The 15,365-nt window shown below is 72.3% G+C and carries 11 protein-coding genes; 5 read left to right on the forward strand and 6 right to left on the reverse strand.

The features are described 5' to 3' along the window. The first annotated feature begins 55 nt into the window (after nt 1–55). Nucleotides 56–1,054 (forward strand): LysR family transcriptional regulator, encoded by a 999-nt coding sequence (locus ABZS69_RS16165; protein ID WP_355372154.1) that lies wholly within the window; start codon nt 56–58, stop codon nt 1,052–1,054. Between the two features lie 46 nt (nt 1,055–1,100). Here the strand turns inward: ABZS69_RS16165 and ABZS69_RS16170 are convergent, their stop codons facing one another. Beyond that, the gene (locus ABZS69_RS16170) at nt 1,101–1,310 is read right to left on the reverse strand and encodes a hypothetical protein (protein ID WP_355372157.1); all 210 of its coding nucleotides are present in this window, start codon (nt 1,308–1,310) and stop codon (nt 1,101–1,103) included. 298 nt (nt 1,311–1,608) lie between these two features. On the opposite strand from ABZS69_RS16170, the gene ABZS69_RS16175 reads away from it, so the two are divergent. Beyond that, nucleotides 1,609–3,741: a transposase gene (locus ABZS69_RS16175; protein ID WP_355372160.1), complete on the forward strand. Its 2,133-nt coding sequence runs from the start codon at nt 1,609–1,611 to the stop codon at nt 3,739–3,741. Nucleotides 3,742–3,825: 84 nt separating this feature from the next. On the opposite strand, the gene ABZS69_RS16180 is transcribed toward ABZS69_RS16175, so the two are convergent. From ABZS69_RS16180 to ABZS69_RS16200, 5 genes are read right to left on the reverse strand one after another with little or no spacing between them, the layout of a single operon-like run. Beyond that, entirely contained in the window at nt 3,826–5,430 is a 1,605-nt protein-coding gene (locus ABZS69_RS16180; protein WP_355372163.1) for an FAD-dependent oxidoreductase, read from the reverse strand. Continuing rightward, entirely contained in the window at nt 5,427–7,265 is a 1,839-nt protein-coding gene (locus ABZS69_RS16185) for a trehalase family glycosidase (RefSeq protein ID WP_355372165.1), read from the reverse strand. Before ABZS69_RS16185 ends, ABZS69_RS16180 begins: the two co-directional genes overlap by 4 nt. Before the next feature lie 7 nt (nt 7,266–7,272). Further along, the gene (locus ABZS69_RS16190; protein WP_355372168.1) at nt 7,273–9,156 is read right to left on the reverse strand and encodes a beta-L-arabinofuranosidase domain-containing protein; all 1,884 of its coding nucleotides are present in this window, start codon (nt 9,154–9,156) and stop codon (nt 7,273–7,275) included. Further along, the gene (locus ABZS69_RS16195; RefSeq protein ID WP_355372170.1) at nt 9,153–11,237 is read right to left on the reverse strand and encodes an exo-alpha-sialidase; all 2,085 of its coding nucleotides are present in this window, start codon (nt 11,235–11,237) and stop codon (nt 9,153–9,155) included. The genes ABZS69_RS16190 and ABZS69_RS16195 overlap by 4 nt, the downstream gene beginning before the upstream one ends. 48 nt (nt 11,238–11,285) lie before the next feature. After that, the gene (locus tag ABZS69_RS16200; protein ID WP_355372173.1) at nt 11,286–12,242 is read right to left on the reverse strand and encodes a dihydrodipicolinate synthase family protein; all 957 of its coding nucleotides are present in this window, start codon (nt 12,240–12,242) and stop codon (nt 11,286–11,288) included. Nucleotides 12,243–12,427: 185 nt separating this feature from the next. Here ABZS69_RS16200 and ABZS69_RS16205 point away from each other — a divergent pair, with 185 nt between their 5' ends. From ABZS69_RS16205 to ABZS69_RS16215, 3 genes are read left to right on the forward strand one after another with little or no spacing between them, the layout of a single operon-like run. Then, nucleotides 12,428–13,477, forward strand: a complete 1,050-nt coding sequence (locus tag ABZS69_RS16205) for a LacI family DNA-binding transcriptional regulator (RefSeq protein ID WP_355372175.1) — start codon at nt 12,428–12,430, stop codon at nt 13,475–13,477. 19 nt (nt 13,478–13,496) lie between these two features. After that, nucleotides 13,497–14,426, forward strand: coding sequence for an ABC transporter permease (locus ABZS69_RS16210; protein WP_355372178.1), 930 nt, complete (start codon nt 13,497–13,499; stop codon nt 14,424–14,426). Beyond that, complete coding sequence (locus ABZS69_RS16215) at nt 14,423–15,286, forward strand: ABC transporter permease (protein WP_355372181.1); 864 nt, start codon at nt 14,423–14,425, stop codon at nt 15,284–15,286. The genes ABZS69_RS16210 and ABZS69_RS16215 overlap by 4 nt, the downstream gene beginning before the upstream one ends. Nucleotides 15,287–15,365: the final 79 nt, after the last annotated feature.

Below are 15,365 nucleotides of genomic sequence, written 5' to 3' on the forward strand. Positions count from 1 at the left end.
CCCTGGTTGTAGGCTCAGCCGCGAACCCGAGCATTCGACCCGAGAGCAGGCCCGGTTGTCCAACAACCGACACACCGACGAGCCACAACCATCGGTTGTCCAGGAACCGGCGACCGACCTGGACCTCGCGGCCGTCCGCGCCTTCGTCGCCGTCACCGAGGACCGCTACTTCAGCGAGGCCGCCGCCAGGCTGGGCATCAGCCAGCAGGCCGTCTCCAAGCGGATCGCGAGGCTCGAGTCCGACCTGGGCGCGCGGCTGTTCTCCCGCACCCGCACGGGGGCCGACCTCACCGAGGACGGCAAGGCGTTCCTGCACCACGCCCGCGCCCTCGTAGGCATCGCCGACCAGGCACGGGAGGTGCTGCGCGGCCGGCGGCGCTCGCTCCGGGTCGACGTCCTGGACACCCGGCTGTGGTCCAGTGACCTGGTCCGCACCTTCCACGAGACGGTCGAGGACGTGGACGTCGAGATCATCACCTCGAACGGGCTCAGGTCGGCACGCGGCGCGCTCGCCCGGGGGGCCGTCGACGCCGCCTTCGTCCGCGTCGGCGGGACGCCGGAGGAGGACCTCCGGCACGTGCCCGCCTATCTCGAACCCGTGCATCTGCTGGTCAGCCGCGACCATCCCTTTGCCGGCCTGCGGGAGGTGGAGGTGGCACGCCTGTCCGGGTCGACCGTGTGGATGCCCGGCAACGCCCCGGACAGCGAGTGGGCCGAGTTCTACCGCCTCATGAGCGCCGCGTTCGACATCCCGATCGACACCACGGGGCCGGACTTCGGCTGGGAGTATTTCGCGGAGCAGATCGGCTCCGGCGAACGCGTCGGGTTCGTGGGCGAGTGGCTCCGGATGCCCTGGCATCCGCGCACCGTCCAGATCCCGGTCGTCGACCCCGTCCCCGTGTACCCGTGCTCGCTCCTCTTCCACCGGCACAGCCACCATCCGGTGCTGGCCCGGCTCGTCCGGTACGTCATGGACGAATACCGGCCGTTCGACCCGGGCCGCCAGTGGCTGCCGGACCCCGACCGCGCCGCCTTCACCACGGCCCAGACGTGAGCACGGCAGGGTCGCGGTGCCCGGCCGGGCCGGGCACCGCGACCGGTCACGTGCGGGTCGTGAGGGCGAGGACCTTGACGTTGGGCACCGCGGGGCTGGTGAACGAGACCGTCTCACGGGCCGCGTCCACCGGCACGGACACCCGCCAGATGCTCACCTTGCGGCCGTCGGCGGTGCCGTTGACGTTGTAGCGGGTGTCGGCCGTGATCGCCGCCTCCTCGCCGAAGTGCGGTGACGTGCTCGCCCAGCCGGTCACCTTCAGCGGTGTTGTGGCCCCTTGATCCGGGAGCGGGTCAAGGTCGCTCCGGTGCCCGTATCCGGCACGGCCAGGCAGGAGGACCTGACGGTGCGAGAAGGCGAACGGTGTCGCACCAGCCGGGCCCGGAATGGCGAAGATGCGGGCGGACGGTGTTCGGTGGGCGCGTATCGCTCAAATATTCTACCCGAGCATGCAAACTGCTGGTAGTTTTACGGTCACACATCGTCGAGGAGGTGGGCGGGATGCAGGGCGAGAGGCACACGCATCGATGCCATCTCCGGGCGAGGGGTGGTGCATGAGCAAGCTCACCGCGACCGCGACCTGCACCGCCTACTGCGCCACGGTGGAAAAGACCGGCGAGAGCGTCTGTCACGCCCTGCTGGTGCGGCGGATCGCCCGGATGGCCAGTCTGGTGACCGACCTGGCCGTCCGACTGGTCACCGCCCGGTGGAATACGGCTGATCTGGACGTGCTCGCCTCCGGGGTCGGCCTGGACGGGCGGGCGTTGCCGTCAAAGGGGTGGATGGCCCTGCGCCGACTCGGCTGGGGCGTGAGCCCGGAGCCAGGCGTGTACGCCTGCGATCGAGTGCTGCGGTGTGCGCAGGAGCAGGCCGCCCGTGCCATGCGGTTCACGTTGCACCGGCGTCGTCTGATGGCGGCGATCGTGGCGACCTGGCCGCGCAACCCGCGCGCCCGTACCCCCGCCGAGTGGGTGGCGCTGCGCGCAGTGCTGCCGGACGGGGTGATGGCGGCGGAGGTCCGCAATCGGACCCGGCAGATCCGCGCCTACCGCGACGAGCACGGCGGCGTGTTGCCGGGTGATCTGACCGAGTTGGAGGAGCCGCCGGGCGTTGCGGCGCAGATCGTACTGGCGGCGGCCGACCGGCAACTGGTCACCCTGGAGCGCACCGGCCAGCGCAGTGCCCGCCTGCGGGTGCGGCTTCCCCTGGTCGAAGCTCCTGCCTGCCGCAGGGACTGGGCCTGGCACGTGCTGTCGATCGCCTTGCCACCGACCGTCGGGCCGGAGGCCAAGCTGTGTGCCCCCACCCTGTGGGTTAAAAACGGCCGGGTGCGCGTCGATCTGCCGTTCCAGACCCCGATCGACTTCGCGCCCGCCACAGGCCACCTGACCGCATGCGGCTTCGACTGGGGCCTCAACACGCTGCTGACCGGCACCGCCGCGCGACTGGCCGACGGCCGCATCATCTCCGATGGACGTCCGCTGACCTACGACGCCACCGGCATCTCCGCCAAACTGCACCGCCTGCGGGCCAAGCGTGAACACCTCGCCGCCAAACGCCAGCACCAGGAAACGCTGGTGGCCGGGATCACGCCCGCCGATCCCCGCTGCACGCAACTGGCCGCGGCCTGCAAGGTGCTCGGGGTCGAACACGAGCGCGTGTGCGCGCGCATCCGCAACCTGAATCACGCACTGGCTTGGTCGGCCGCGCGCTGGGCGGTCGACCAGGCCGTCGCGACCGGGACGACGGTTATCTACCTGGAAGACCTGGCAACCTTGGAAGCACGCGGACGGCGAGGGGGCGCGAACGCGCGCCTGTCGGGGCAGGTACGCGGGCAGATCGCCGAGGCGATCCGGCACCTGGCGGCCAAGCACACCATCGCCGTGGTCACCGTCCCGGCCCGTGGCACCTCCAAGTACTGCCCTCGCTGCGGCCAAGGCACGTCGGTGCTTCGGCATTGCCCGGCCCCGGACCGGCTCGCCGAGCGGGGCTGGGCGTGGGCCTGGTGTCCGGGCTGCGGTCTGTCGTGTGATCGGGATCAGACCGCGGCCGAGCGGATTGTCGCGCGCGGCCTGCTTGGCCAGCACGCCACCCGCACTCACCGCACCACCGGCACCCGCACCATCGGCAAGGCGGTGGAGGGCAACGTGGTCCGCGCCCGCCGACCCCGCAAGGCGACCAGGGCGGCCCGGCGCGCCCGCCGCACCCGGACCGACCTGCACCCCCGACCGGCAGCACGGGACCGATCCAAGAGCGGCCCCACCCCGAAACGGCCGACCCGCGCCGCGAAGAACACGAAGAACAATGTGATGACCTCCAGCCGTGTGCCTGACCGGCGCACGGTGCCCGCCCCCTCCCCTCAGGGGAGTGGACAGCGTCCGGCGGGCCATGCACCCCAGCCGGGACGGCACCAGCCGAACCGGACAGGGCATGTCAGGAATTCTCACCACCGGACCGGCTTCCACCACGCCCAAGCCACCCCAGTACTCACACTCACTGAGCACGGGAGCAGCCAGGCCAGGCCACGCCCGCCCGAGTTGCCTGATCCCTTCAGGGAACCACAGAGAATTCAAGACGCTGTGGAAGTTGCCCGATCAGCGGGCGTGGGCCGCGGCCGCCGGGACGGCGACGGCCGTGCCGAGCACCATGCCGATGATCGCGGCGGCGAGCCACGAGCGGGGAGTTGACACCTGGTGATCACACCGGCTCACACTAACTGGGCCATGAACAGCCGCGTAAGGGTATAAGTCCGGACAAATAATCCCACGGAGTCAGTACCCCCGCACCTGGGGCCAGGCCAGCTCGAAACCGTCGGCGACCAGCTCGGCCTGGAACCGTTCGAGCGCGGCGGGATCCTCGTGGACCTGCGCCGGTTCGAGCCGATTCTGCAGGCAGTGCGCCGCCAGCGCGCCGGCCGCCTCGCCGACGTTCCACTCCACCGGGTGCAGGCGGTAGCAGCCGTTGGTGATGTGAGTGGTGCCGAGATTCTTCCCTGCGGCCAGCACGTTGCGCGCGCGTACCGGCAGCAGCGCGCCCAGGGGGATCTGGAACGGGCAGCTCGCCACGTCTATGTAGTTGTCGCCGCCGGTGGAGGGGTGCAGGTCGATGCGGTACATCCCGACGCCCACGGTGTCGTGGTAGGCGACCGCGCCGCGCTCGCCGCGCACCGCCAGCGACAGGTCGTGCTCCACGACCGTGCGGCGGGCGCGGATGCGCCGCGACTCGCGGATGTAGGGGCTCTTGGCCAGGCCGTCGGCGGTGCCCATGACGTCGGGGCGCAGCCGCAGCCCGGACCAGCCGGTGCCGCCGTCGGGCCGGGGCGCCTCGGTCTGCAGCCAGTAGAGCATGCTGAGCGCCTGGTCCCTGGCGCCCTGGAGGTGCCGGGCCCGCTCGTCCTCGGTGACGCCGATCAGCGGCCCGGGAAGGTAGTCGATCTGCGGCCAGTTGACGATGACGACGTCGCTGACCGCGAAGCCGGGCTCGAACACCTCGCGGCACAGGATGCGCCGGAACACCCACAGGTCCGTGTCGCCCGGGTCGCGGCTCTGGTCGGCGACGACCGGCCCCGACGAGCCGTGCGGCACGAACGTGCGCGGCTTCGGCTCCAGCGTGCGCGGGTCGGGCGCGACGAGGCTGAGCAGCCGGTCCGGCCAGAACGGCGGCCGGTAGTCGCGCCAGAAGGCGTAGTCCTTGGGCCGGTCGACGGTGTGGTCCTCGCCGGCGCGGTGCTCGACGGCGAAGACCCAGGAGAACGCCTGCATGTTGGCCGGCTGGGCCTGCTCGGGGGCGCTGGGCTCGCCGGTCTCCGCGGCCGACTCGAAGCCGGTGACGTGCTCGATCCCCGCCAGCGGCAGCAGGTCGCCCAGCTCGGTGGCGTCGAGCACGTACGCCGCGCGGACGTGGAACGGCTCGCCGTCCGGGCCCGCGAAGGTCACCCCGGTCACCCGGTCGCCGTCCACGTCGGCGGCCACCGGCCGGTGCAGGTAGCGGATCGTCAGCCGCCCGGCGGCGAGGTAGGGGCCGACCAGGTCGGCCAGCACCGCGGCGGCCACCCGCGGCTCGCAGCAGAGCCTGCTGACCGTGCCGCGCCCGGGGTTGAGGTCGGGCGCCTCCCGCGACTCCCGGGTCAGCGGGTACCACGTGCGGTAATGATCGCGGATCGCCCCGCGCAACCTGCGGTAGGAGCGGGTCGCGCCGAACTGCTCGATCCACGGATGCTCGTCCGGCGGCACGCCCTGGCTGGTGAGCTGCCCGCCCAGCCAGTCGGTCTCCTCGGTCAGCACGACGGTCCGGCCGCGCCGCAGCGCCGCCAGCGCCGCGGCGACCCCGCCCATCCCGCCCCCGACCACCAGGACGTCGGCTTCGGCGCCGGTCACGCCGCACCACCTTTCTCGAAGAAGTCGACCTCGCCGCGTTCCATGAGGACGATGAGGCTCAGCAGCGCGCCCCAGGTCTGGAACGGCTCGCTGTTCGGCTTGTCGCACGCGCCGCCGTGGCTGCTGGAGTAGTTCTCGTGCACGTGGCGGTGCTGGTTCCATTCCTTCAGCACGAGCCGGGAGCTGCCCTCGGCCAGCCACGCGGCCGCCGGCCGTTCCCCGGCGCGCAGCAGCCCCAGGTAGACGAGGAAGTTCACGGGCGGCCACGCCCGTCCCTCCCAGTAGCTGTGCTCGCCGACGTCGATCGGCTCGCTGCGGGGCGAGGTGGGCAGCAGCCACTCGCCGCCGAAGCCGTCGTCGGTCATCAGGTGCCCGGACACCATGCGCCGGGTCCGTTCCCCCGCGCCGACGCCGGCCAGCAGGGGATAGAAGCTCATCGTGGACAGCCGCTCGGTCGGAAGCCCGGTGTCGGTGCGCCTGCTGCGGTAGATGCCGCTCGGCTCGTCCCACAGGGACTCCATCGCCGCCACGACGGCCGCGTGCCGCTCGCGCAGCTCCGCCGCGGCCGCCCGCTCGCCGAGGACGTCGGCGAGGTCGGCGAGCGCCTCGCAGTCGGCCGCGTACAGGCTGTTCATCCCCACGTCGTGGGCGGCGAGCAGGCTCTTGGCCTGGTCGAAGGGCACGTCGTCGAAGACGGGGTGCCCGTCCCAGCCGGTCTCGCAGGTCGCGCCGAAATGCTGGTGGATGCGCGGGATGTCCTGCGGCGAGGGGAACTCGGGGTCGAAGTACGTCGAGCCGGCGCACAGCAGGTCGCCGTCCCGGCGCACCCGCCACCACCAGCGGTTCCAGGACAGCAGCGGCGCGAAGCACTCCTCCAGGAACCACCGGTCGCCGAACCTGCGATAGAGCTCCCGGGTCACCAGCGAGCCCACCGGCGGCTGGGACCCGTCATAGGTCTTGCGGCCGGTGCCCTGCTCGACGTTGGGGACGAAGCCCTCCGGCGTCAGGGCCCGCAGCATCTCGACGGTGTTGACGTAGGCGAGCTCCTTGCTCGACACGGCCGCCAGCAGCGCGTTGAAGAACGCGTCCCAGCAGAACAGGGCGTAGCCGCCGCGCTTGCCGACGTTCCAGAGCCGGCTGACCGTCGTGATCACCCGGGACTTCGCGGGGTCGTAGATCGTGTTCCAGGAGATGGCGTCCCGGACGATCTCGCGGTGCTGCGCCAGGGGATCGGCGCCGGCCGTGCCGATCCCGGCCGAGGCGCGGGCGACGATCTCCGCGATCTCCGGCAGCTCGCGGGCGCGGCCGGTGCTGATCCCGACCGCTCCGGTCAGCTCCATCGCCAGGTACGGCCCGTCGACGTCGGCGTAGGGGTCGTCGACGTGCGGGGCGGTGCAGAAGACCTGGACGGTTCCGCCGGGCCCGTCGGCGGTGATCCGGTCTCCGTCGCGGGTGACGGAGCCGGGCCGGTTCCACAGGTAGGCGACGCCGGCGGTCAGCAGCGCGCTCCTGTGCTGGTTGGCCGTGGGCGTCACCAGCACGACCAGGTCGTCGCCCGCGTGCGCGGTCTGCACCCGGATCGTGACGCCCGCCCACGTCACGGTCGTCTCGGTGTAGCCGCCGTCGTAGGCGTGCCGGCCCAGGGTGACCGTCTCCGCGCCCTCGGTTCGGCGGCCGATCTGGGCGGCGCGCAGCGACGTGCCCCGGTAGTACTCCTTCAGGCCGAGGGACAGGCCCAGGGCGTCGGGAAGTCGGACATGGGTGAGCACGCTGCGCGTGTCCCAGGTGTTCCAGCCCCGGGCGAGCGAGGTCTGGATGTCGGCGTAATTCGTCATTTCTCCTTCAGGCGGTCAGCTGGGGGATCCACACCCGCATGGCGTGCGGGCCGCGGTTGGCCCAGGCGTAGTAGGGGATCAGCGTGATGTCCACGGGGCTCGCCGGCGGAGCCGGCTGCCCATGGGGCCGGTAGGGGGACTCCGCGGGCCCCCGCGCGAGCGCGCCGCCGGCCCGCAGCACGACCACGCCGCCGAGCAGGTCCGGCCGGTGTTCGGGCCGCGGCGCGGTGGCGGGGTCGATGCGGACGTCCTCCAGGACGACGCCGGACGGTTGGTCGGGCTGTTCCATCGCGTAGACCAGCGGCCCCCGGGTCACGGCCACGCACCCCCGCGTGGCGTCGATCCGGTCGTCGGCCACCATGAGCCGGGCGGGCATGGGCATCCGCAGCAGCACCCGGTCGCCGGGCCGGAACACCCGGCGGAGGCGGGCGTAGCCGCCGGGCGGCACCGGCTTGTCGTCCACGGTGGCCCCCTCCGCCCAGTCCGGTACGCGCAGCGCCAGCTCGGCCTCCCGCGCGGGCGCCTCGCGCACGGTCACCGTGACCAGGCCGTCCCACGGGTACTCGGTGTCGACGTCCACCGTGAGGTCGCCGGAGGTCAGCGTGCTCTGCGCGTACAGGTGCACCTGGAGCCCGTCTTGCGTGCCGGTCGCCAGGTACGCCGGGAGGCCGGCCAGCGTACGCATCACGTTGGGCGGGCAGCAGGCGCAGTTGAACCACGGGCGGCGGCCGTGCGCCGGTGAGCGCTGCACGTCACCCCGCGCGCCGGTCCGGCGGTGGAGCGTGTTGACGTAGAAGTAGTCCGCCTCGGCCAGCGACACCGCCGGCAGCAGCGCGTTGTAGAGCAGCAGCTCGATCTGGTCGGCGTACAGGGACTCGCCGGTGGCCAGCAGCAGCCGCCACGCCCACTGCATCGCCCCGATCGCGGCGCACGTCTCCGCGTAGGCCCGGTCGGGCGGCAGCTCGTACGCCTCGCCGAACGCCTCGCCGTCCCAGCGCGAGCCGACGGCGCCGGTGATGTGCTGCTTCTGGCGGCGCATCGTGTCGTACAGCCGGCGAACCGTGTCCAGCAGCCCGGTGTCGCCGGTCTCGATGGCGACGTCGGTGGCGCCCGCGGCGAAGTAGACGGCGCGCACGGCGTGCCCCTCCACCGTCTCCGCCTCGCGCACGGGCACCCGGTCGGAGTAGTGGGCGGGGTCGCCGTAGTGCGACGGATCGAAGCCCGGCTTGCCGGCCCGGCCGTGCCCGCGGGCCTCGACGAAGTGACGGGCCAGGTCCAGGTACCGACGCTCGCCGGTCTCCCGATACAGCTCGACGAGCGCCATCTCCACCACGGGGTGGCCGTCTGTTTCCTCTCGCAGGCCCGGTCCGAACGTGCCGGCGAGATGGTCGGCCAGCCGGGTGGCGACCCGCAGCAGCTCCGTCTCGCCGGTGGCCCGGGCCGCGGCCACGGCCGCCTGCATCAGGTGGCCGGCGCAGTAGTGCTCGTGGCTCATCCACAGCCGCTCGTACCGCTCCTCGCCGCGGACCTGGATGGCGGAGTTGAGGTAGCCGTCCGCGCATTGCGCCGCCGCGATCGTACGGCTGAGCGTGCGCAGGCGGTCCAGCAGCGCGTCGTCGGGGCTGCGCGCGCACTCCCAGGCCACCGCCTCCAGCCATTTGTAGACGTCGGAGTCGCGGAAGCTCGCCCCCTGGGCCGCGCCGGTGGCCTCGCCCGCGGCGATCCGGAGATTGCCGAGGTTGCCCGCCTCGACCAGCCATTCATGGCCGAGCGGGATCGCGGCCCGGTTGGCCGCCAGCCGCCCGGCCCAGAACCCGCCGGCCACCCGGCAGGCCGAGACCGGCAGCGGGCGCAGGGCCACCGCGGCGGCAGAGCTGGGAACGGCCGTCATGCGGGCGCCTGCCGGCGGAACCGGACGGCGTCGGCGATGACCACACCGTTGGCCGCGTCGCTGAGCTCGACATATCCCTCGAGGCCGGCCCGGAAGGAGAAGGTGCCCAGCGACGTCCACTCGCCCATGCGGGGGTCGGGCACGCCGCGCACCTGCTGGTTGACGGCCACCGCGGTCGTGCCTGCGGCGTGGTGGACGACGTACGGGGCGTCGGTCGCCCGGTTGGGGTCGGCCGCGTAGGCGACGAGCACCTCGTACCGGTCGTCGCCCGGGAGCGCCGGCCGCCACCGCGCGGTGTTGGCGCCGGTGCCCTTGGCGTGCGTCAGGTAGTTGAACCCGTAGTAGCCGCTGACGCCCCTGCTGCTCGGCCAGGTGCCGGTGGTCTCGAAACCGAGCCCGCCGTTGTCGACGGTGACCTCCTCGCGTACGTCCGGCGCGGCGGACACCCGGATGACGCTCAGCTGGTCGAGCGAGATGGCCGTGCCGCCGCCCCGGCCGGCGCCGGCCAGCGTGAAGCGGATGGTGTGCGGGCCGGGCCGCAACGCCATCCGGCCCAGGAGGGCGACGTCGTAGCCGTCGGCGCGGAACGCCGTCAGATCCAGCGTGGAGTTGCGGGGCGCCTTCCCGTCCACGGTCACCGTCACGAGGCCCCCGTCGCCGGACCGGAAGTAGCGCAGCCACAGCTCGTCCCGCCCGCCGGGGGCGAGGATGAAGGGGTACTCGATGTAGTCCCCGACCGCGCCGGGGGTGAAGACGGCGCGGGCGCCGCCGCGCGCGGTGGCCTCGTTCACCACGCTCACCGTTCCGCCCGAGCGGCGGGCCCGCTCGGCCGGGCGGCCCAGGTCGTACGCCCGCTCGGTCAGCTTCGGACCCGTGGCCAGGCTGTCGCGCCCCTGCGTCAGCCACTCCAGGTTGAACCGGGCGGCGGCCACGCGCCGCGGACTGCCGTCGAGGTCGCCGTCGCAGCCGTAGAGGAGCACGATCGTGCCGTCGGACAGGCACGCCAGGTCCGAGTAGTATCCCCGGCCCGGGTTGACCGAGCGGCTGTACCTGAAGGAGTGGCCGTCGTCGTAGCTCACCGCGACGGTCATGTTCCAGCGCATCGGCGAGTCGGGCCGGCTGAACAGCACGCGGTTGACGTCCCGGCTGCCCGGCCCGCCGGTGTAGCGGATGAGGCCCGTGTCGACGCCGTTGAAGAGCGAGGGGCTGAAGTCCATCCTGGGCGGCGACCAGGTCACGCCGCCGTCCTGGCTGACCGCGATGTCCCGTGGCCAGTCGTTGCCCGAGCCGGGCCGGCTGTTCATCACCACCGTGCCGTCCGCGCGCTGCACCAGCCTGGCCTCCCCGACGACGGGATAGCCGTCGCCCATCGGCACCTCGCCGCCGGCCTGCCACGTGACGCCGTGGTCGTCGCTGTAGACGGTGGAGGCGCCGTAGTGGCGGTCCGTGGTGGGGACGCCGGTGATGATGGTGCGGTGGGAGACGGTGAGGAGCAGCCGGCCCGAGTCGAGCTGGATGCCGTGACCGGGCCCCGGGCCGTGCATCGCCCAGTTGTACGGGAAGTGGTCGAAGAGGCCGGCCAGGCTGCGCCGCTCGCTCCAGGTGACGCCGCCGTCCTTGCTGGAGATGACATACACCGTGCTGGAGTCGGCCGAGCAGCTGGTGTTCTCCGGTAACTGCTCGCAGAGCCCGTGGAAGAGGAACACCTCACCGGTCTCGCGGTCCACCACGAAGGTCGGGTTGGACCAGCTCTGGCCGTCGACGGACGGCTCCACCGCCTCGGACGGGGTCCACGTCTGGCCCTTGTCGGTGCTGCGGCGGACGAGCAGGTCGTGCGGTCCGGCGTCGCACACCTTGTGCCGCCCTTCGGTGCAGGCCAGGATCGTGTCGTCGGGCAGGACCGCGAGGCCGTACACGTGATAGCTGGCCAGCGGGTCCACGGCGGAGTCCCACAGGGTGGCCTCGGCGAAGAACGGTTCGGCCGCGTTCGACGAGGCGGCCGCGGGGGAGGGCAGGGCGGCCGCGGCGGCGCCCGCGGCGAGCCCGAGGGCGAAGGCCCGCCGGCTGATGGGCATGGTCATGCGACTCTCCTCGGGAGGAGCTTCCTGGAGGCAGGACTGGGGGGTGGCTCAGATCGGTTGCGGGTCGTGGGGGCGTACGAGGTCGTGGATCCGGGCCAGCGCGGCGCGCAGCCCGGCGAGCTCGGTCTCGGTGAGGGGCAGGAACGGCGCCGCGGCGTGCGGCGGGCAGAGCCCCAGCAGGTGCAGCGCGGTCTTGATGACGACCACGCCGCTGGCTCCGGGCCGGACTCCGAAGAGCGCGGCCAGCCGGTCGACGTCGTGCTGGAGCGCCGTCGCGGTGGCGTGGTCCCCGTGGCGGCCGGCCTTGAGCAGGTCGACGCAGAGCGCCGGCGCGAGCATGCCCACGCCCGGCACCAGCCCGGCGGCCCCGGCGCGCAGCCCGTCGGCGAGCTGCCGCTCCACGCCCTGGGCCACCTGGAAGCCGGGACGCTCCCCGGTCAGGGCGCAGAACCCGGCGAACAGGGCGGCGTCCCCCGAGCTGTCCTTCAGGCCGACGATCGCCGGCTCGTCGAGCAGGCGGCGCATCACGGACACGGGGATGGGGTTGCCGGTGTAGCCGGGGCTGTTGTAGACGACCACGGGGCGGCCGTGGCTGGCGGCGTCGCGGAAGTGCGCGTGCAGCTCGCCCTCGGTGTGCCGGAAGTAGGTCGGCGCGAGCACGACCACGGCGTCCAGGTCGAGGCCGTCGAGGCGCTCCATGCGCTCCAGGGTCTCCCGGGTGCCCGTGCCGGTGGCGGCCACCATGATCCGGGCGGACGCCCCGGCCAGCTCGCGCCACATGACGGACACCTCCGCCGCGTACGTCCGGACGGCGCCGGCGGTCAGCAGCGGGCCCTCGCCGTTGGTGCCGGCCAGCATCAGCGTGGTGACGCCCGCGCCGGCGAGGTGCGCCAGCAGCGGCCGGACGGCCGGCGGGTCGGGCCGCCCGCGCGGGTCGAGCGCGGTGACGAGCGGGATGATCACTCCGGCGACCGGATGGTCGGAACGGTCGATGTCGGTGGCCATGGCACCTCCCTCGGCAAACGCTCCGGACGGTATCCGTGATCCGCTCGGGACGCTAGATGCTTATAGGTATTAGCAATTCGCCACTGTTTCCTGCGTTCTTTCTCGCCCAGGTCCATTGACACCTCACAGAAGCGAGAGCCAGACTTTGCGTCCATCGCGTTAGGCGTATTAGCAGGAGGCCCGGGATGAGTCGCGGACCGGTGCGGAGGCCGACTCAGGCCGACATCGCGCGCCTCGCTGGAGTCAGCCAGGCCACCGTCTCGCTCGTGCTGAACGAGCGGGATTCGGACGTGCGGATCAGCCCGGCGACCCGCGAGCGGGTGCTGGCGGCGATGCGCGAGTGGGGCTACGTCGCCAATGCCTCGGCGAGGTCCCTCGCCGGCGGCCAGAACAAGATCATCGGCGTGTTCACCTTCGAACCCGTCTTCCCGACGACCAGCGTCGACTTCTACTTCCCGTTCCTGCTCGGCATGGAGCAGGCGGCGGCGGAGGTCGGTTACGACCTGCTGCTGTTCACCAGCCTCGGCGGCGAGCGGCAGGTCTTCCGCGACGGGTCGACCCGGTTGTCGCTCGCGGACGGCGCGCTGCTGCTCGGGCGTGACCCGAACGTCGAGGAGATCCAGCGGCTGCGCGACACCGGCTTCCCCTTCGTCTACGTCGGGCACCGCGAGGTGTCGGGCGAGCCGGTCTCCTACGTGGCGGCCGACTACGCCACGGCCACCCAGCAGCTCACCGAACGGCTCTTCGAGCTCGGGCACCGGCGCGTCGCGTACGCCCGCATCGGCGACGGTGACGCGCAGCCCAGCCGGGACCGGGAGAAGGGATTCCGGCGGGCCATGCCGGCCGGTGAGACCAGGCGGCTCACCGGCCCGGTGTGGACGCTGGAATCCGCCGACGACGTGGCGGGTCTCCTGGCGGAGATCCGGCACGGCGGCATCACCGCCGTGGTGGCCGAGCAGGTCCTCCTGGCGGAGGAGCTGCTGGCGTGCGCGCGACGGCAGGAAATGTCGGTCCCGGACGACCTGAGCATCGTCGTGCTCGGCGACTCCACCGGCGCCCACCGCACCGACACACCCTGGACCGGCCTGGTGGTCCCGCGGGAGCAGATGGGCCGGCAGGCCACCCACCTGCTGGTGCGGCAACTGGAGTCACCCGAGCCGGAGGCTCGCAGAGAGAACGTCGAGTGCCCCCTCGTGCCGGGCGCGACCGTGGCCCCACCAAGGAGAGAGCAGTGACCGAACCAGGGAAGCCCACATGATCAGGGTCATCGCCAGACGGCTGCTCGTGGGCGTGCTGGTGATGTGGGGCGCCGCCTCACTCATCTTCCTCATCGTCCGCGTCGCACCGGGCGATCCGGCGACGATCCTGCTGGGCCCGGACGCGAGCCGGGAGCAGGTGGCCGAGCTCACCGGGAAGCTCGGGCTCGACCGGTCGGTGTTCAGCCAGTACCTCGCCTACCTCGGCGACGTGGCCCGGTTACAGTTCGGCGACTCCTACCGCTTCGATCGGCCGGCGATGTCGGAGGTGTTCGAGCGCCTGCCCGCGACCGCCGACCTGATGCTCGCCGCCACCCTCATCGCCGTGTCCCTCGGCCTCGTGCTCGGACTGGTGGCCGGCGCCCGTCCCGGCGGCGCCGTCGACCGGCTGGTCACCGCCTGCACCATCGCCCTTCAGTCGTTCCCCACCTTCTGGATGGGCATCATGCTGATCCTGGTCTTCGCGCTGGCGTTGCGCATGCTGCCCAGCGCGGGGGCGGGCTCGGCCGCGCACCTGGTCCTGCCGGCGGTCACGCTGGCGCTGCCGTTCACCGCCATCGTGGCCCGCCTGACCAGGACCAGCGTCGCGGAGACGATGGGCGAGCCGTACATCCAGACGGCCCGCTCCAAAGGGCTCACCGAGCAGCAGGTGCTGCTCGGGCACGCGCTGCGCAACTCCCTCATCCCCGTGGTGACCATCGTCGGGCTGCACATGGGCGGCCTGATGGGCGGCGCGGTCGTCGTCGAGAACGTCTTCGCCTGGCCGGGGCTCGGCACGCTGGTGGTGGACGCGGTCTCCAACCGCGACTACGCGGTCGTGCAGGCGGCCACCTTTCTGATCGCGGGCATCGTGATGCTGTTCAACCTCGTCGCGGACCTGCTGTACTCCCAGCTCGATCCGCGCATCAAACTGGACGGTGCAGCATGACCGTTGTTGCCGGTGCCCTTCGCCGGCCCGTGGTGCGTGGCCGGTGGCTCGGCCGGATCCCGTACGCCGTGCTCGGCCTCTACCTGGTGGTCGCGGGGCTGGGCCCGCTGGTCATCGACTACAACCCCGTGCGCGTCTCCCTCGACGACCGGCTGCTCGGCCCGGGATCGCGGCTCGCGTCCGGCGGCGTCGCCTGGCTGGGCACCGACGGCCTCGGCCGTGACGTCCTCGCCCAGGTCGTCTACGGCGCCCGCACGTCGATGATCATCGGTGTCGCGACCGTCGCCGTCTGCTGCGTGATCGGCGTGAGCGTCGGCATCGTCGCCGGCTATGTCCGCGGCCGGCTGGACACGGTGCTCGCCCGCGGCATCGACATCCTGCTCGCCTTCCCGGCCATCCTGCTGACCATCGTGATCGCGGGCGCCTTCGAGCGCAGCGTCCTGGTGGTGGTGATCGCGCTCTCCGCGACGGCCTGGATCTCCTTCGCGCGGGTCACCCGCGGCGTCGCCCTGTCGGTGCGGGAACGGGCCTGGATCGACGCGGCCCGCGTGCTCGGCGTGCGGCCGGCGTCCATCCTGGTGCGGCACATCCTGCCGCTCACGGTCGGCCCGGTGGTCGCGCTGGCCACGCTGGAGTTCGCCCTCGTCGTGCTGGCCGAAGCCGGGCTCAGCTTCCTCGGCATCGGCCTGCCCAACTCGGCGGTGTCCTGGGGTCAGACCATCGCCAACGGAAAGCAGTACCTCGAAACCGCCTGGTGGATCTCGGCTCTGCCCGGCGTCGCACTGTCGCTGCTGATCATCAACATCGGGATCCTCGGCGACCAGCTCACCGCCCGATACGGACGCGGACACCTCAGGTGAGGCCCCGACCGCCGTCCGGCCGGCGGAAATCCCCTTCCATCACGAGCACCCCCCGAAGAACCATCCCCGGAAGGCGGGA

The organism is Nonomuraea sp. NPDC005650, assembly GCF_040605375.1.
Classification (GTDB): Bacteria; Actinomycetota; Actinomycetes; order Streptosporangiales; family Streptosporangiaceae; genus Nonomuraea.

Bases quoted from the DNA above. Each gene is read 5' to 3' on its own strand.
- ABZS69_RS16175 (WP_355372160.1), top strand. From the start codon at position 1,609: ATGAGCAAGCTCACCGCGACCGCGACCTGCACCGCCTACTGCGCCACG.
- ABZS69_RS16185 (WP_355372165.1), bottom strand. From the start codon at position 7,265: ATGACGAATTACGCCGACATCCAGACCTCGCTCGCCCGGGGCTGGAAC.
- ABZS69_RS16190 (WP_355372168.1), bottom strand. From the start codon at position 9,156: ATGACGGCCGTTCCCAGCTCTGCCGCCGCGGTGGCCCTGCGCCCGCTG.
- ABZS69_RS16195 (WP_355372170.1), bottom strand. From the start codon at position 11,237: ATGACCATGCCCATCAGCCGGCGGGCCTTCGCCCTCGGGCTCGCCGCG.
- ABZS69_RS16200 (WP_355372173.1), bottom strand. From the start codon at position 12,242: ATGGCCACCGACATCGACCGTTCCGACCATCCGGTCGCCGGAGTGATC.
- ABZS69_RS16205 (WP_355372175.1), top strand. From the start codon at position 12,428: ATGAGTCGCGGACCGGTGCGGAGGCCGACTCAGGCCGACATCGCGCGC.
- ABZS69_RS16210 (WP_355372178.1), top strand. From the start codon at position 13,497: ATGATCAGGGTCATCGCCAGACGGCTGCTCGTGGGCGTGCTGGTGATG.
- ABZS69_RS16215 (WP_355372181.1), top strand. From the start codon at position 14,423: ATGACCGTTGTTGCCGGTGCCCTTCGCCGGCCCGTGGTGCGTGGCCGG.